The sequence below is a fragment of the Shumkonia mesophila genome, from assembly GCF_026163695.1.
GTDB classification, from domain to species: domain Bacteria; phylum Pseudomonadota; class Alphaproteobacteria; order Rhodospirillales; family Shumkoniaceae; genus Shumkonia; species Shumkonia mesophila.
Genome location: NZ_JAOTID010000035.1, coordinates 1 through 16,354 on the forward strand (window position 1 = coordinate 1; position 16,354 = coordinate 16,354).

A 16,354-nucleotide genomic window follows, 5' to 3' on the forward strand; every position below is an offset into this window, starting at 1 on the left:
CGTCAAAACATTTGGGACATGTGAACTGATCGGATAACGGAGGCTCTGGCTCCTCGGCGGTTGATGTTAAGCCGCATTCCGGCGATGGGACAAGCGGCGGTTTTGGATGGTCAGTTTCTTGATCGCGTTTCTTCGTTCGATGATGTCGCGATCCCGTCCGAAGTAGACGTCGGCGGGGGTGAGGTTGCCCAGACTTTCGTGGTAGCGATGGTCGTTGTAGTGCCGGACGAAAGCGTCGATTTGACCTTCGAGGTCGCCGGGCAGGTAGTAGTTTTCCAGCAGGATGCGGTTTTTCGGGGTCTGGTGCCAGCGTTCGATCTTGCCCTGGGTCTGGGGATGGTTCGGCGCACCGCGAACGTGATCCATGCCCTGGTCCTCGAGCCATTGTGCCAGGTCGCCGGAGATGTACGACGACCCGTTGTCACTCAACAGCCGGGGTCTGTGCATGACGTCGGCGTGGTCGCAGCCCGAGGCATCCAGCGCCAGCTTCAGCGTTTCCGTGACGTCCTCGGCCCGCATGGTCGTACACAGCTTCCAGGCGATAATGTAGCGGGAATAGTCGTCCAGGATCGTCGACAGATACAGCCAACCCCAGCCGATGACCTTGAAGTACGTGAAGTCCGTCTGCCAGAGCTGGTTCGGGGCCGTGGTCTTGTCCTTGAACGCATCCGCCGCCTTGATGACGACGAACGCCGGGCTGGTGATCAGATCGTGGGCCTTCAAAAGCCGATACACCGAGGCTTCCGAGACGAAGTAGCCCTTGGTGTCGATGAACTTCACGGCCAGTTCGCGTGGGCTGAGTTCCGGCTCCTCCAGCGCCAAGTCGACGATCTCGCGGCGGACATCGTCGGAGATCCGGTTCCAGACCCGGCCCGGACCGCTATCGCGGTCCTCAAGGCCGGCGAGGCCGAACGCGCGATGACGATCGTACCACCGGTAAAATGTCATCCTCGGGATCCCCAGCTTCTCCAGCGTTCGCCGGATCGGCAGATGCGAATGTTCGACCAGGCGGATGATCTCCAGCTTCTCGGATGCAGGATACCTCAACAGGCAACAATTTGCATCCGCGAGCATCCAACATGTGGTGCGACAACATTGTCGTTTCACGCTGAACCTCCGTGACGTCGAGGACCTTCTCGCCGAACGCGGCTCGCCATGAGATGGGGCAGTATAAGAGCGATCGCGCCGAAAATTCGCATCCGCCGGTGTGCCGACGAGAACGAAAGATGCAGGGTCTTAGAGCACACCATTCAGCCCCCTACCGAAAGCGGTAGGGGGCTTACTCAAACCAACTGGCTGCTAGCTTAAACGGCCAGCCACTTCTCCCGCAGGGTCTGGTCGACCGCGCTCAGGAACTGTCTGGTCGTCATCCACGGCTGGCCGGGGCCGACCAGCATCGCCAGGTCCTTGGTCATGACGCCCGACTCGATGGTCTGCACGCAGGCCGATTCCAGGGCCTGGGCGAATTGACGGACTTCGGGCGTGCCATCGAAGCGGCCGCGGAAGTCGAGCGCCCGCGCCCAGGCAATAATGGAGGCCACCGGATTGGTCGACGTTTCCTTGCCTGCCTGGTGCAGGCGGTAATGCCGCGTGATGGTGCCGTGCGCCGCCTCGGTCTGCACGGTGCGACCATCCGGCGTCATCAGGATCGAGGCCATGAGGCCCAGGGAGCCGAAGCCCTCGGCCACCATATCCGACTGGATATCGCCGTCGCGGTTGCGGCAGGCGTAGACGAAGCCGCCGGAGGACTTGATGGCGAAGGCGGCCAGTTCGTCGACCAGCCGGTGCTCGTAGAAGATGCCCTTGGCCTCGAAGCGGGCCTTGAATTCGGCCTCGTAGATGCGCTGGAAGATCTCCTTGAAGCGGTTGTCATAGACCTTGAGCGCGGTGTTCTTGGTGCCGAGATAGACCGGGTAGCCGACGTCGAGGCCATAGGTCATCGAGGCGCGCGCGAACCCTTCGATCGAGGAATCGAGGTTGTACATGCCCAGCGCGATGCCGGAGCTGGGAAACTCCAGCACCGTATGCTCAATGGTCTCGCCGCCGGCCGTGGGCTGGAATCGGATGGTCACGGTGCCGGGGCCGGGCACCAGGAAATCGGTCGCCGCGAATTCGTCGGCGAAGGCGTGGCGGGCGACGATAATCGGCTTCGTCCACCCGGAAACCCGGCGCGGCACATTCCTGCAAACTACCGGTTCGCGGAAGAGCGTGCCCCCGACGATGTTGCGTACGCCGGCATTGGGCGAGGGCCAGGCCTTCTTCAGGCCGTACTCCTCGACCCGCGCCCGATCGGGGTTGATGGCGGCGCACTTGACGCCGACGTGATGAATCTTGATGGCCTCCGAGGCCTCGGCAACCACCGCATTGTCGGTGGCGTCGCGATGCGGCAGGCCGAGGTCGTAGTAAAGCAGGTTCACGTCGAGATAGGGGAGAACCAGCGTCTCCCTGATCCAGCCCCAGACAACGCGCGCCATCTCGTCGCCGTCCAGTTCGACGATGGGATTGGCGACTTTCACCTTTTTCATGCGTAGTTCCTCCATATCCGGGAGCAGCGGTACTCACGGGCAATCTTCTCATTGAATTCAAGGTGTGGCGGACTGCTGTACCATTGCCAACGGACCAACAGTCCGCCGCCCTTTGCCCAAGCAGGTAACAATCCGCCAGCGGGGAAGTCACTGGCGGCCGCCGTCGCGGGTTTCCTAGCTCGGCAAATGCCCCCATAGGTCAAGGATCAGCTTCGCTCCCGGGACGAACATCGACTCGTTCACTTTCACCGCGGAATAGGGCAAAGCGTCGTTGCCAATGACTTGCCTCCAAGCATTGCAGGCTCCAGCGAAGTCGCCGAGATCCGCGTGGAAATGAATGGCCCGGGCGACGTTCGCAAGGTCCGTTCCCGCCGCAGCAAAAATCTTTTCGGCCTTCCGTAGGATGTCCGCCGTCTGAAGCTCAATTCCGCTCTTGTAGTATGGCGCCGTGGGCTCAGGACGCGCCTCCGGCACCAAACCGCCCTCGTCAACTGCCATCAGACCAGCCACGAACAGAAGGTCGTCCAGCCGCCTCGCCGGCAGCATCCGATTCGAGATCAGCGGGACGTCGCACTTCACATCCTGGACGCGGGCCTTCGCGCGTGTTGATGCCGCGATGACGTTGATCTCGATTGTTGCTTCCTTGGTCCCAAGGGCTGGATGGCGCACCGGGACGACCGTGGTCGGCGGGACGGCGCTCTCGAAGGCGTCGCACCACACCTGCATGAACATCGGGAAATCCTCGGGATGGCTGAGGTAGACCTGGGCCTTCAGAATCAGGTCGAGACTGCTTCCCGCCGCCTCCAATGCCGGCTTCAAGCGGTGCTCCACCATGTAGCGCGTCTCCAGTCTGATACGGGTGCCTCTCCAGAACTGGGTATCGGGAACCCGCGCCTGCGGAGCGATGTCCCCGGAATCGTCGCGAGCGAGTTGCCCCGCCACGAAGACGAGATCATCGACCAGCAGGCAAGGTGCATATCCAGATTCCGCCGGGCCGCCGACCTTCTTGGGCGCGAGGGGCTCGGCCTTGATGTTGCTTTCCTTTGTGAATGCCAGGGCCTGCACCTCAACCAGGGCGTCCTGATTCATCAAACCGTCGACGATGATTGACGTACTCGGTGCAACAACCTTGCCGAGGGCTTGGCGCCTCACCGAGTGATAGGGGTCGACGGTTCGCCAATCCGGGTAGTACTGGTCGACCCGAACCACATTGGCGAGCGAACTATTTGCCGCGGCGAACCCGTCACCCAGGATGTCGAAGATGAACCGGGCCTCCCGTTCCGCCCTTGGAGGCGCGTTGAGTGGGCGGTCCTCTCGGAGGACGGATGGGTGCACCACGCCGTGCTCGTCAAGCGCCCTGATCCCGTTGGCGAAAACCCACCGCCCTGCCTTGACAAACGACGCGTGGGGCTTGTGGCCTACCCCATAAGTGCGCAGGCCCATTTTCTCTATTGCCATTTCTCTTTCCTCTTAGTCAGACCGGGGGATTACGCTTGTGCCGCCGCGGCAGCCGTCGCCCGTCGTGCCCTGATTTCCCGATAGACGCCCAGGATGACGACGGCGATTGCCAGCACGATGAAGACCGCAGAGATCGGGCGGCTGAAGAAGATGGCCAACGTGTCTTCCGGAAGCATCAGGGCCGATCGCAGGCTTTTCTCGATGATGGGGCCTAGAACGATGGCCATGGCCATCGCCATGACGGGATAACCGCCCTTCTCCATCACGTAGCCGATGATGCCAAACGCAATGCTGATCCAGAAATAGTAGACATGCCCCGCGCTGATCGCCGGACCGGTGATGGCCAGGATCAGGATGACGGGGACAATGTAGCGCTGGTCGGCTTGCGTCACCTTGGCCACCAACGGGGCAAACCGCATACCGATGACCAGGAATATCAAGTTGGCCAGAACCATTGTCATGAAGATGACGTAGACAAGCGTCGACTCCTCGTGAAACAGGGCGGGACCCGGGATCAGGCCGTGAACCAGCATGGCCCCCAGAAGCATGAGCGTATTCACGTCTCCAGGAATGCCCAGCGTGAGCATCGGAATCAATGCCCCGCCAGTGACCGCGTTGTCGGCGCTCTGGGCCGCGGCGATGCCTTCGGGGCACCCTGTCCCGAATTCCTCGGGATTCTTGCTGCTTCGTTTTGCCTCCCCGTAAGAGATGAACGCCGCCATCATGGCGCCGGTGCCGGGCAAGATGCCGATGATCGTGCCGATGACACTGGAACGCAGGATCGTGCGCCATAGGCTCTTGATGATGGGAATGACGTCGCGGAAGCTGCTGCGCACGGCATGGGAGACGGCTTGACCCCTGGCCGGATCAAACAGCAGGCGGAATCCCTCGGCGACGCAGAAAAGACCAATGGTCGCCGGGACCTCCGGCACACCGATCATCAGGACGGGAACATCAAAGGTGAAGCGGGGGTAGGGCGCGATGGGATCGATGCCGATAGTCGCCACCAACAGGCCCGCTCCCGTGGCGATGATGGCCTTAAGGATCGACTTGCTGGACGCCGCAAATACCACCGCGATGGCGAAAAGGCAGAGAGCGAAATATTCCGGCCCCGCGAACGCTGTCGCCACCACCGACAGAGGCACCGAAAGGAAAATCAGGACGGAGGCGCTGAACAAGCCGCCCATCGCCGAGGAAACTACCGAAACGGTTAGCGCATATCCCGGCTTGCCCGCACGGGTCATCGGGTAGCCATCGAGTGCCGTCACTGCAGCGGCCGGCGTCCCCGGCAAATTCATCAGGATGGCCGGAATGGAGCCGCCGTACATGGAACCGCAGTAGATGCCGAGAAGGAGGGTGAACGCGGCATATTTTGAAAGCGCGAATGTAAATGGAATCAGCAGTCCAATCGCGATGGTCGACGTGAGTCCCGGAGCAGCTCCGACGAGAATGCCGGCAACGACGCCGCCGACCAGAGTGCCGAGGCCTTCCGGTGAAAGAACGATTAAGAGAGCTTGAAGGAATTGTTCCATCTCGGCACCTATTCGAACAGAAATCCCTTGGGGAGAACGGCACCGAGTACCCACGCGTATCCAGCGTAAACACCCGCGCTGCTCAAGACTGCGGTGATCATGGAGCGGACCAGATTGACCCCGGAGATCATCATGAGGATGATCACGAACAGGAAAGTGGCACCCGCGAAGCCCACGACATCAATGGCCGCTGGAAGCAAGATGACCAAGGCGAACGAGAAGATCTTGGTTTTGTCGGCGATAGCAGCTGACCACCAGTCTGCTGCCGTCCCGCGCCTCCCTTTGCTGGGTGACACGGGCTTGCGCGTTACAAGGTGTTGGACCCCGTACAATGCGCAGGCAAAACCTGTCACCACCGCCACGATGCGAGGATAAAGGGCCGGCCCACCCGGATCGGCCGCCAGATGCGGGAACTCGAACGTGATCCCGAAAAAGACGACGCTCATGGAGAATGCGACCAACGCGACGATAAGTGCCATCATTTTCTTATCCTTGGCGGGGGAAGGGATCGGCCCCACCCCCGCCGAAGAGGATCCTCTACTTGCCGCCTTGCAGGATTTTAGTGACCTCGACGATGCCGACCTGCATCTGTTGGAGTGACTCCTTCAGTTCCTGGCCGCTCTTGGCGTAGAGATCGAGGCCAAGGTTCCCGAGACCTTTGACGAATTCGGGATTGGCCCAGACCTTCTCCGCCGCTGCGGCGAGCGTTTTCTTGACGTCTTCCGGCACGCCTGCCGGGGCGCCGATCCCATAAGGCTGCTCCCAGACGACGTCATAGCCGGAGGCCTTGACGGTCGGGATGTCCGGGTAGTCGGCAGGCGGGTTGCTGCCGAAGTAGCCAAGGAAGCGGAGCTTCCCTTCCTTGACGTAAGGCACTGCCGGCCTGACGTAGCTACTGATCACGTCAACATGGCCGCCGAGAATGGCTGCGTTCATTTGCGGCGAGCCGTCGTGGGCGATGGCGCGCACGTCGATACCCGCCAGCTTCGCCCAAAGGATCACCGGCTGGTGGTGGACGCCGCCAATGTCGGAAACTCCGATGGTCCGCTTGCCGGGATTCTTTTTGGCGTCTTCGACAAAATCCTTCAGCGTCTTCCACGGGCTGTCGGCACGCACAATCAATATGGGCGACTGGACCGCGAAGCCTGCAATGAAGTCGAAGTCCTTGATGTCGATGGGAGCTAGCTTCGTCGGGGCAAACTTCGGCAGATCGCCCTGGGCCGTCAGTAAGGTGTAGCCATCGGGACGAGCCTGTTTGGCCGTCATGTAGCCGATGCTGGCGCCGCCGCCGACCACGTTATTGATGACGATGGTTCCGTCGATTTCCTTCTCGAGATACTTGGTGAACGTCCGGGTCGCCGTATCGGCGCCACCACCCGCCGGCCACGTCACGATCCAACTGACCGGCTTCGTTGGATAGTCCTTGGCCAGAGCAGCGCCCGAGACCGCCAGCACAGCTGCCGCTGCTGCGCCAACAAACAGGCTGCCTGTGCTACTCCTGAAGGTTTTGAGACCCTTTTTCATCGCACTCCTCCTGATCGAGAGGCACCGAGACTATCCTCGAGCCTCGCTGTTCTTGTCACTGCGTACGCGGGGACTGATGCGTCCACCGCACATTTCAAACTTTCTCCTCGACGATCGGGTTGCGCATGAGGCCGAGATCGCCGATCTCGGTCTCCATCACGTCCCCCGGCTCCATGAAGGTCGGCGGATTGCGGTCCTTGGCCAGCCCCCCGGGGGTTCCAGTCGCCACCACGTCGCCCGGCTCCAGCGTGAAAACCTGCGAGCAGAACGACAGCAGCTGCGGCACGTTGTGGACCAGCTCGCGGGTGTTCGAGCTTTGCAGTACCCGGCCGTTGACGCGAAGCTCGACCTTGAGGTCGTGCGGATCGGCCACCTCGTCGGCGGTGACCAGGCAGGGCCCCATCGGCGCGAAGGTGTCGAAGCCCTTGCCGCGGGTGTTCTGGACGTCGGACTTGGTGCAGTCGCTGGCGCTGATGTCATTGAACGTCATGTAGCCGGCGATGACATCGTAGGCCTTCTCCTCGGGCACATTCTTGCAGCGCTTGCCGATGACGAAGGCCAATTCCGCCTCGTAGCCCAGCTGCCGGCTCATCTTCGGACGGATGACGGGGTCATCCCACGCGCATACCGCGTTGGCGAACTTTGAGAAGATGCGCGGAATCGGGTGCGGCTTCATCCCCAGTTCCTTGAGGAAGTCATGGTAGTTGTGGGCCACGCAGATGATCTTCTCGGGCTTCATCACCGGCGCCAGCAGCTTGACGTCCTTCAGCGGCCGCACCACCGGCGCGTTCCTGACCTTTAGCGTGGCACTGCTCGGCACCGCAGCCCATTTCAGCGCGGTGCGCGCCGCCGTCAGCGAATCGTCGCCGCCCCGCAGGAAGGCGACGGTTTCGGAGGGCACCAAGGCCTCGGCCTTGGCGCGCGCCCGAAGATTGCCGTTGGCGGCCAACATTGCTTCGTAGGCCAGGTTGAGATCGACGACGGCCTCGCCCTGCACGGCGCCCAGCCGCGGATCGCCCTGGTTCAAATACATCGCAAGTCTCATTCGGATTTCCTCGCTCTTTCTGATCTGCGGGCGCCGTCAGGCAACCGGGTTTTCCAGGGCGCCCAGCCCGGTGATGGCGATGCGCACGACGTCGCCCTTCTTCAGGAACTTGGGCGGCGTGAAGCCGATGCCGACGCCGGCCGGCGTACCGGTGGCGATGACGTCACCGGGCTCCAGCGTCATGGTCCGGGAGATCGTCTCGATGATGGTCGGAATGTCGAAGATCAGGTCGGATACCTTCCCTTCCTGGCGGCGCTCGCCGTTCACCTCGGTGGTCAGCACCAGCTTGGTCACGTCTCCCACTTCGTCGGCGGTCACCAGGTAGGGGCCCATCGGGCAGAAGCCGTCGACGCTTTTGCCCAGGAACCACTGTTTGTGCTGGCTCTGCAGCTTGCGGGCGGTGACGTCGTTGAGGATCACGTAGCCGAAGACATGGCCATAGGCCGCCGCCTTGGCGATACCCCGCCCGCCGCGACCGATGACGACGCCAAGCTCGCCCTCGTAGTCGGTCGACTGCGTGGGATCGAGATGGGACGGAATCTCGGCGCCGGGGGGAGAGACGGAAGACGGCGCCTTGGTGAAGATCACCGGGGCGTCGGGGACGGCCTGGCCGCCCGATGTTGAATCGAAGCCGCTCTTCTCGAATTCCTTGGAATGCTCGAAGTAGTTTTTGCCGACGCACATGATGTTGCGTCGCGGCCTGGGAATCGGCGCGCCCAGGGTGGCCTCGGCCAGCGGCACCTTCAGCTTGGGCTGCTTGAGCGCCCGGCGGGCGATGGTCAGCCCGGCCTCGCCCTCGAGAATGAGGGCATTGAGGTCGGCAATCCCCTCCTTGCTTAGATCGACGATGGTCTGGCCGGTGGCGTCGACGACGCCCGGCCGGTTTTTTGCCCCCGCATGGGAGAAAGTCACGAAGCGCATGGCTCATCCTTAAGCTATAACCAACCAATACCACTTAGACCATTGTCTTAATGGTGTCAACTGGGCAGACAATACTGATGGGCTCCGCGCCTTACGGGGCAGCAGCGCGAGTCGGTCTGAACCCATTCGCTAAGCGCTACCATATTCGGAACCAATACCAGCTAACATACTGCATTAACGCAATTTTTATCGTTAATATTTTTTAATTAAATATTCTATTTTGTGTGTGCTAGCCTTATCGGTCGAACCTCATGGGATGCTTACGTTCCACGCTTCCATTCTGCCGTTAGCACTTAGGATACATGTACCAATAGTGATATTGGTTCTAATTGCGAACCAATGTAGGAAATGGTTGAGATGACCGGAACAATCAAAAAAGACCTGTTGAACCGCCTGAATGCGCTGCTCGACTCGGGACGTTTTCCGGCTCAATCGAGACTTCCACCAGAGCGTGAATTGGCAGCCGAACTGGACACCACCCGAACCACACTGCGGCAGGCACTTGCTGTCCTGGAAGCCGAAGGCAAGATCTGGCGTCACGTCGGCCAGGGGACCTTTGTCGGTCGCCGCGGCCCCAACCACTTCCAAGCCGTATCGCCATTGGTCCATTCGGCTGCCCCGGCGGACATCATGGAAACCCGTTTGATCATTGAACCGAAGGCAGCTGCGCTGGCAGCCTTGCGCGCTACCGCTGGCGATATTGGCCACCTGCGGCGGTGCCTGGACAAAGGCCGCGCTGCGTTGGACCTGAAGACCTATGAATTGTGGGACGGAATGCTGCACGAGGCCGTCGCCGAGGCTTCGCATAGCACAGTCCTCGCCGCGATGCTTAAAGCGTTGACGGCCCTGCGTGAGGAGAAGTTGTGGGGCCGCTTGAAGGAGGCGTCGCTGACCCGCGAACGCCAAGAGGTCTACAACGCACAACACATGCACTGCGTGGAGGCCATAGCCGGTCGGGATATGACGGGCGCCGAGGCAGCGATGCGCAACCACCTCAACACTGTGCAGGTCGATTTATTCGGCCGCCAAGCGGACGTGCGGACTTGATCTAGTTGCTCAGAGGTGAACGAGGTTGCCGAGATTATCGGGTGGCGCGTTGGAGATTCTAGGCTGTTCTTCAAGACGCCAAATCCGAGCCAACGACACGTCACACGCGAAACCGTCCAGATTCCGATTAGCAGTCGGCCGCTCGAGAATTCAAGGCCATAACCCTCCGCGCCCGCGCGAACTTGAGTGCGATGAGGACATCCCAACCCTGGGTCGCGCCGGCTCGAATAGACACGGACGCCGACCAAGTCCCTTATCGCCCTCCCGTCGACGGCAGGGTGAACCGACCCCGTTCCAGCCGCTTGGCGAACAGGCACATGCCCTGGCCGTCATGCCACAGGATCTTGACCAGATCCCCCCGTTTGCCCCGGAACACGAACAGGTGCCCCCCACCATCAACAGCTCGGTGTCGGCGCTGCGCTTCTTCTTCACGGTGACGCTCGACCGGCCGGATCTGTCCCGACGCCTCGTCCTGGTTCGTCATCCCCGCAAGCTTCCAGACGTGCTGAGCGTCGAGGAGGTCGGGCGACTGCTCGATGCGGCGCCGGGTCCCAAGTACAAGGCGGCGCTGGGAACCGCCTATGGTGCCGGGCTCCGGGTCTCGGAAGTCGCCGCCCTCAAGGTCGACGACATCGACAGCACCCGCATGCTGATCCGGGTGGAACAGGGCAAGGGGCGCAAGGACCGCAACGCGATGCTGTCGCCGCAACTGCTGGAGTTGCTTCGTCTCTGGTGGCGCGAGGGCAAGCGGCGGAACGTCATGCCGCCCCATGGCTGGCTGTTTCCCGGTCGCAGCGTTGCCGAGCCGGTCTCGACCCGCCAGATCAATCGCGCCGTCCATGAGGCGGCGGAAGCGGCCGGCATCAGGAAGCGGGTGACGCCCCACACGCTGCGCCACAGCTTCGCCACACATCTTCTGGAGCAGGATGTCGACATCCGCGTCATCCAAGTGCTGCTGGGGCATTCCAAGCTCGACACGACAGCCCTTTATGCCCGTGTCGCGACGAAGACGATCCGTTCGGTGACCAGTCCGCTCGAGCATCTCAAACTGCTGATGGAAGGCAAGAGCCCGGGCGACTGAGCGGGCGGTGCGCCCGATACCGGAGGTCGCCGACATCTTCCGCGTGGCCGGGCCGGCTTGGCGGGTGACACATGCCGGGCATATCAGTCTGGCCCAGTTGAAGGTGATGTCGGCGATCGAGACCTGCCGCACCGCCGCCCTCGGCGGTCACGTCGAAGGCTGCGAGGACTGCGGCCATTTCCGCATCGCCTATAACAGCTGCCGCAACCGGCACTGTCCCAAGTGCCAGGGCGCCGCGGCGCGCGGGTGGCTGGCCGCCCGCCAGGCCGACCTGTTGCCGGTCGGCTATTTCCATGTCGTCTTCACCGTCCCCGCCGAGGTCGCCGACATCGCCTTCCACAACAAGGCGGTGATCTACGACCTGCTGTTCCGGACCGCGTCGGAGACCATGCTCACGATCGCCGCCGACCCGCGTCATCTCGGCACGCGCATCGGCATCACGGCTGTCCTCCACACCTGGGGCTCAGCGATGACCCATCATCCGCACATTCACATGGTCGTGCCGGGCGGCGGCATCTCGCTCGATGGCGCGCGGTGGGTCTCCTCGCGCGCCGCTTTCCTGCTGCCGGTTCGTGTCCTTGCGAAGCTGTTCCGTCGTCTCTTTCTGACCCGACTGATCACCCTTCACGCCGCGGGCCGGCTTCACTTCTTCGGTGACCATAGCGCGTTAACCGAACGACGGTCCTTCCTGCGCACCCTGGCGCCGCTGCGGAGGAAGAAGTGGGTGGTCTATGCCAAGCCGCCCTTTGCCGGACCCGAGGCGGTCCTCGCCTATCTGTCGCGCTACACCCACCGGGTCGCCATCTCGAACCGACGGCTCATCTCGTTCGACGGCACCGCCGTCACCTTCCGCTACAAGGACTACCGCCGCGACGGCGCCGAACGCCAACGCACCATGACGCTCGCCGCCGACGAGTTCATCCGGCGCTTCCTGCTCCACGTCCTGCCGAAGGGCTTCCACCGCATCCGCCATTACGGCCTGCTCGCCGGCGCCGGACGCAAAAGCAATCTCACGCGCGCCAGGGAATTGCTTGCCGCTCCGGCGCCGAGCGAGACGGAAGAGCTCGCCCCAGAGCCGTATTCACCGCCGCCTTGCCCTTGTTGCGGCGGACGCATGGTCGTCATCGAGATCTTCCAGCGCGACGCCCAGCCCCGCGCACCACCATTCCCGCCCCAACCATCCGGGAGGACACCATCGTGACCCGGCACGGCCAGAACCCCACTCAGCTCGAAGCCAGGCCGCTCCGGCTCATCCTCGGCTGCACCCGCATGCCCCATTCCAGGCCCCCGGATCGGCGGGGCCCACTCCCCAGCGCCGATACGCCATGCCAACATCGAGCCGAGGACGACCCTGCGGTCCCCTGCCAGTCGACCATCGCCAGGCCACCGCCATGCCCGTCACCTGATCGCGACGGCTCCGAAATCCTCAAATCCCCATAGTCCACGCTTCGTGTCCCGCGGGTTCATACATGGGCGGTTTCCGTACGCCGGCCCCATCTCAAGCCGCGCGGCCTGTGTTGGCCGGCATCCGGAAACCTTCACCAACTCTGTCATTTACGGGACACGGGACTACGCCAGAAAGCGGTCATCCGTCGACATCCACTTCCGCCGACAGAAGCACCACTGACGAGGCAGATGCTCTCTTGTGTATTATAACGTCCACAAGCGCCCTGGCGATCGAGCGCGCTTGCCACATCAATGGAACGGCCATGGACAAGAAATTGCTGCATGCTCGGCATCTCTGCCTGGATCAGGCCCAAGGCTTCATTGATGCAGCCGAACGTCTCGAGGGTGGAGGTTGGCCCCACATTGTCTATCACCTGAGCCTGCTGGCGCTCGAGGAGGTCGGCAAGGCAAGCATGCTTGGCGCGCGTATGATTAATCATACGCACCTAGACGGCGGCTGGATCGACCGCTCTCTCGACAGCCATCGTCACAAACTGCAATGGGCGGTCTGGTCTCCGCTGGTCCGCATCGATCCGGCCGATTTCGAGACGGCGCGCCGGTTCGCCGAGAATGCACACGCGTTGCGGTTGGCATCTCTGTACGTGGATGCGAAGGCCGACCCGACCGCCCCCCCTCCTAGTGAACAGGTACGTCCTGAGGAAGCTCAGCAGGCGCTGTCTATGGCCCGTGAGCGCCTTGAATATGAGCGGGAAGACGGAATTCCGAGTGGTGAGATCGACGATCTCACCGAATGGTTTCTCGACACGATGGCGGATCCCGATCAGTCGCGCCTGCTGCTAAGCGAACCTTTCACAAGACAATTCGAAGCGATGGGAGGCGATACGCGCGCGTGGGTTGGCTGGGCACGCGAAGAAGTGGCACGAATCGATCGAGAAGACCGCCAGACATTGGAAGTCGAGCTTGCGCGGCCAGCGGCACCGGAGGGTTCAGCCAAGCCACGTTGGAGGGCGAACGCAGTTGTTTACACGCCGTCGCACTCCCTTAGGCCGAAGGTGCTGGGGCATTGGAATGATCAGCTCCAGTCGGTCCAGCTCCTCTGGACGGGCAAGAAGGATCAGTTCGTGCTCCAACTGACGGTGCACGACAATGAGCCGTTGGGTTCAATGGCGGGCAGGATAGTTAGCCTCACCAAGCTGGTCGTTGCTTGCCTCAATATTGGCAGCATCGGCTATTTCTGGTTCGAACGAGCAGGCTTCGAGCGGAAGATGTTCAAGGAGATTCGCGACCTTGAACTGAACCGCCTCATAGAGATCGGCAGAGGTGAGAGCTTCTGGGGAGACGGTCGTGCGGTGGCGCTGACGGACGAACATATCGATCATGCCATCCGCTGCATGATGGCCTTTGCACCGCTGCCGGAGGCGGAGGCCGAGCCAATCTTCAAGCCCTATTTCGACGGGCTCGCGCTGATCGCCAAGTCCGACATCTTTTACAGCTTTGACCAAGTGGCACGTCGCGCTTTCACTGCCTGTTTGGCGGGAGCCTTGCGCCACTACGGTGGTTGGAGCGGCAAACGAGACGAATTCGAAGCAAGCTTTCATGAGGGATTCAAGACCTTTATGCCCGATCACGAACATCGCCGTCAGACGTTCAGAGTCCTGACACCTGAGGGGGATACTACCGAGACGCCGCTCGTCAATCTCAGATCAGCCAAACAGGCAGCAGATCTTTATCTCATGCATACCGCTGGCCGAACTCGGCGCACCATCTTGGATCGGGAAGCGTGACTACGTAAGGCGGAACATCAGGGCACGTACCCCTATGGGAAATTGCGCCGTCCAAAAGCCGATGTGCCCCTGACGATCACGGTCTTGTGGTTGGTCCCAAATCGGGCCAATCAGGCGTGCGACCTAGGGTGCGCTTGGCCAAGATGGAGACTTCGCGGCCTGATACGGGACATCAGATGCGGATGCCCGTTGACGGCAAAATTGGACTTATATGGAGCGGAGAATGGGCTCGATAAACTTCGAAGCGACCGCAATGTTCGGGAGCCTGTCCGATATCGTCGGGACTAAATCGGGTCTGGCCCTGAACGAGCAGCGTCTCCGGACTCTCCTAGCGCGCGATGAATATGGGCGCTTCGGGGAGTATCTGGAGTTTGATGATGACGACTGGGTGCGGATCGAGTCGGTGGTCTACGAGGACATGGTCGAATTCCTGTTGTACTCCGTAGGTCGCCTCGAACGGCCAGATAATCCCATGCCTGTCATAGGCGCGTACCACAAGTACAAGCACGATCCGAAGGCGCTGGAACTCGTCTACAAAATTTCCGACGGGTTCACCGGATTTCTTAACAATGCTCTTGCTGATCCGGACCTAGGCCGAGGTGACAAGATAGATCCATCACCGTTCATGCGGAAATGCCACGACGAATACGGTAAGCTTGGGCTCGACATCGCATATGACTTGATCACCAGTTACGCAATTCAGCTTGAGATAAAGTCGTCCCATTTCCCAGCGATATCGGAATGGAAAGACACCGCCGAACTGGAGGACCTCTTCCGGTCAGAAGGGTTGACAACCTTATACGGGCACTTCTTCGATCAACGATACATCGACTACCTCCACCGGAACTTCGACGACATCGACCGCATCAACTGGCGCAAATTTGAGGGCCTGACTGGGGAATACTTCTACCGCCAAGGGTTCCGCGTCGAGATCGGACCGGGGCGCAACGACAATGGCGTAGACGTGCGTGTCTGGTCTGCCGACGAGTCGCCGGAGAGCCCTCCCGCTATCATCATTCAGTGTAAGCGTCAGAAGGATTCCGTCTCGAAGGTGGTCGTGAAGGCGCTTTACGCGGATGTGCTCGATGCGAAGGCGTCGTCTGGCCTGATCGTCACTACGTCGAAGCTCGCCCCCGGTGCGAGGAACGTCTGCGCTGTCCGGCGCTATCCAATCGAGGAGGCCGGCCGCGAGACGCTGAGAGAATGGGTGGGCGAGATGCGCAAGCCGGGGTTGGGGATGGCGACCTGACCGGGGGGGCCGGGTTCGCCATTAGGTCCGCTCGATTGCCGATGTCCAACTCGGCGGCAAAAAAGCTGCGGAAAATGCCTGCGATGGATCGCCTTAAGTCAAACACCTCCCACGGCGGCGTCTGCAATGCCTGTTCCGGGTCCTAAAACCGACCTTCCGCTCCCGTGAAGAGTTTCGGGCGCCGTGAGGCGTACGAAAGTCGCCGAGGAACGAACCCGCGGGCCCCGGGCTGTGGTCTATGGGGATTTCGGTTTTGGGTCGGTCTTAAGGCTGACTCGAGAGAGGTTGGGGCCCATCGCGGTTGGCGTGGACAGGCTGTCATGGGGCCGGTTCGGGCCGCGCCTTCGCCGTGAACGGCTGGTGCTGGAACCTGTCGCGGCGGGGGTGGTGATGGCCGGCGCAAACCGGCCCGTTGCCCGAGGCCCAGGAGCCGCGAGGTCTTGCGAGGCCAGGCCGTGCCGGGTCACGGCGCCTTTCTCCCGGCTGGTGTGGCGTTCGCCGGCGGCGCGCGCGGTTGGTGCCAACGGGCGAAGGTCTCGATGACGACCATGCGCCCCCCGCAGCAAGGGCATGGCGGTCGCGTGTCGAGCGGTTCCTCCGGCCCGTCGTCATCGACCGGTGGCGCCACCGCCAGCAGCTCACGAGCGCGATCCAGACTGGCCTGGCGGGAAGCGCCGGCGAGCAGGCCATAGTGGCGGATACGGTGGAAGCCGCGCGGCAGGACATGAAGCAGGAAGCGGCGGATGAACTCGTCGGCGGCGAGCGTCATGACCTGCTGGCG

At 61.8% G+C, this 16,354-nt stretch carries 15 protein-coding genes; 5 read left to right on the forward strand and 10 right to left on the reverse strand.

The window, feature by feature from the left end:
• Positions 1-66: 66 nt before the first annotated feature.
• From ODR01_RS24750 to ODR01_RS24785, 8 genes are all read right to left on the reverse strand, one after another.
• Complete coding sequence (locus tag ODR01_RS24750; protein WP_394356873.1) at positions 67-1,074, reverse strand: IS3 family transposase; 1,008 nt, start codon at positions 1,072-1,074, stop codon at positions 67-69.
• A gap of 230 nt (positions 1,075-1,304) precedes the next feature.
• Entirely contained in the window at positions 1,305-2,525 is a 1,221-nt protein-coding gene (locus ODR01_RS24755) for an NADP-dependent isocitrate dehydrogenase (RefSeq protein ID WP_316980395.1), read from the reverse strand.
• A gap of 174 nt (positions 2,526-2,699) precedes the next feature.
• Positions 2,700-3,983 carry a RidA family protein gene (locus tag ODR01_RS24760; RefSeq protein WP_316980396.1) on the reverse strand — a complete coding sequence of 428 codons (1,284 nt, stop codon included), beginning with the start codon at positions 3,981-3,983 and terminating at the stop codon, positions 2,700-2,702.
• Between the two features lie 29 nt (positions 3,984-4,012).
• Positions 4,013-5,515, reverse strand: coding sequence for a tripartite tricarboxylate transporter permease (locus ODR01_RS24765; RefSeq protein WP_316980397.1), 1,503 nt, complete (start codon positions 5,513-5,515; stop codon positions 4,013-4,015).
• An 8-nt stretch (positions 5,516-5,523) separates the two neighbouring features.
• Positions 5,524-5,997 (reverse strand): tripartite tricarboxylate transporter TctB family protein, encoded by a 474-nt coding sequence (locus ODR01_RS24770; protein ID WP_316980398.1) that lies wholly within the window; start codon positions 5,995-5,997, stop codon positions 5,524-5,526.
• Positions 5,998-6,052: 55 nt separating this feature from the next.
• Positions 6,053-7,039, reverse strand: a complete 987-nt coding sequence (locus ODR01_RS24775; RefSeq protein ID WP_316980399.1) for a tripartite tricarboxylate transporter substrate binding protein — start codon at positions 7,037-7,039, stop codon at positions 6,053-6,055.
• A gap of 94 nt (positions 7,040-7,133) precedes the next feature.
• Entirely contained in the window at positions 7,134-8,084 is a 951-nt protein-coding gene (locus tag ODR01_RS24780; RefSeq protein WP_316980400.1) for a fumarylacetoacetate hydrolase family protein, read from the reverse strand.
• Between the two features lie 36 nt (positions 8,085-8,120).
• Positions 8,121-9,005 carry a fumarylacetoacetate hydrolase family protein gene (locus ODR01_RS24785; protein ID WP_316980401.1) on the reverse strand — a complete coding sequence of 295 codons (885 nt, stop codon included), beginning with the start codon at positions 9,003-9,005 and terminating at the stop codon, positions 8,121-8,123.
• Between the two features lie 357 nt (positions 9,006-9,362).
• Here ODR01_RS24785 and ODR01_RS24790 point away from each other — a divergent pair, with 357 nt between their 5' ends.
• Positions 9,363-10,052: a FadR/GntR family transcriptional regulator gene (locus tag ODR01_RS24790; RefSeq protein WP_316980402.1), complete on the forward strand. Its 690-nt coding sequence runs from the start codon at positions 9,363-9,365 to the stop codon at positions 10,050-10,052.
• Between the two features lie 253 nt (positions 10,053-10,305).
• On the opposite strand, the gene tnpB is transcribed toward ODR01_RS24790, so the two are convergent.
• Positions 10,306-10,428, reverse strand: coding sequence for an IS66 family insertion sequence element accessory protein TnpB (gene tnpB / locus ODR01_RS24795; RefSeq protein ID WP_449441462.1), 123 nt, complete (start codon positions 10,426-10,428; stop codon positions 10,306-10,308).
• A 6-nt stretch (positions 10,429-10,434) separates the two neighbouring features.
• On the opposite strand from tnpB, the gene ODR01_RS24800 reads away from it, so the two are divergent.
• From ODR01_RS24800 to ODR01_RS24815, 4 genes are all read left to right on the forward strand, one after another.
• The gene (locus tag ODR01_RS24800; RefSeq protein WP_316980403.1) at positions 10,435-11,133 is read left to right on the forward strand and encodes a tyrosine-type recombinase/integrase; all 699 of its coding nucleotides are present in this window, start codon (positions 10,435-10,437) and stop codon (positions 11,131-11,133) included.
• A gap of 7 nt (positions 11,134-11,140) precedes the next feature.
• Entirely contained in the window at positions 11,141-12,334 is a 1,194-nt protein-coding gene (locus ODR01_RS24805) for an IS91 family transposase (RefSeq protein WP_394356874.1), read from the forward strand.
• Between the two features lie 508 nt (positions 12,335-12,842).
• The gene (locus ODR01_RS24810) at positions 12,843-14,324 is read left to right on the forward strand and encodes an AbiV family abortive infection protein (protein ID WP_316980404.1); all 1,482 of its coding nucleotides are present in this window, start codon (positions 12,843-12,845) and stop codon (positions 14,322-14,324) included.
• A gap of 223 nt (positions 14,325-14,547) precedes the next feature.
• Entirely contained in the window at positions 14,548-15,573 is a 1,026-nt protein-coding gene (locus tag ODR01_RS24815; RefSeq protein WP_316980405.1) for a restriction endonuclease, read from the forward strand.
• Between the two features lie 463 nt (positions 15,574-16,036).
• Here the strand turns inward: ODR01_RS24815 and ODR01_RS24820 are convergent.
• A partial coding sequence (locus tag ODR01_RS24820; RefSeq protein WP_316980406.1) for a transposase occupies positions 16,037-16,354 on the reverse strand: 318 nt, incomplete at its 5' end.

Excerpts from the sequence above, each read along its gene's own strand:
- ODR01_RS24750 (WP_394356873.1), bottom strand. The coding sequence starts at position 1,074 with ATGCTCGCGGATGCAAATTGTTGCCTGTTGAGGTATCCTGCATCCGAG.
- ODR01_RS24755 (WP_316980395.1), bottom strand. The coding sequence starts at position 2,525 with ATGAAAAAGGTGAAAGTCGCCAATCCCATCGTCGAACTGGACGGCGAC.
- ODR01_RS24760 (WP_316980396.1), bottom strand. The coding sequence starts at position 3,983 with ATGGCAATAGAGAAAATGGGCCTGCGCACTTATGGGGTAGGCCACAAG.
- ODR01_RS24765 (WP_316980397.1), bottom strand. The coding sequence starts at position 5,515 with ATGGAACAATTCCTTCAAGCTCTCTTAATCGTTCTTTCACCGGAAGGC.
- ODR01_RS24770 (WP_316980398.1), bottom strand. The coding sequence starts at position 5,997 with ATGATGGCACTTATCGTCGCGTTGGTCGCATTCTCCATGAGCGTCGTC.
- ODR01_RS24775 (WP_316980399.1), bottom strand. The coding sequence starts at position 7,039 with ATGAAAAAGGGTCTCAAAACCTTCAGGAGTAGCACAGGCAGCCTGTTT.
- ODR01_RS24780 (WP_316980400.1), bottom strand. The coding sequence starts at position 8,084 with ATGAGACTTGCGATGTATTTGAACCAGGGCGATCCGCGGCTGGGCGCC.
- ODR01_RS24785 (WP_316980401.1), bottom strand. The coding sequence starts at position 9,005 with ATGCGCTTCGTGACTTTCTCCCATGCGGGGGCAAAAAACCGGCCGGGC.
- ODR01_RS24790 (WP_316980402.1), top strand. The coding sequence starts at position 9,363 with ATGACCGGAACAATCAAAAAAGACCTGTTGAACCGCCTGAATGCGCTG.
- ODR01_RS24810 (WP_316980404.1), top strand. The coding sequence starts at position 12,843 with ATGGACAAGAAATTGCTGCATGCTCGGCATCTCTGCCTGGATCAGGCC.
- ODR01_RS24815 (WP_316980405.1), top strand. The coding sequence starts at position 14,548 with ATGGGCTCGATAAACTTCGAAGCGACCGCAATGTTCGGGAGCCTGTCC.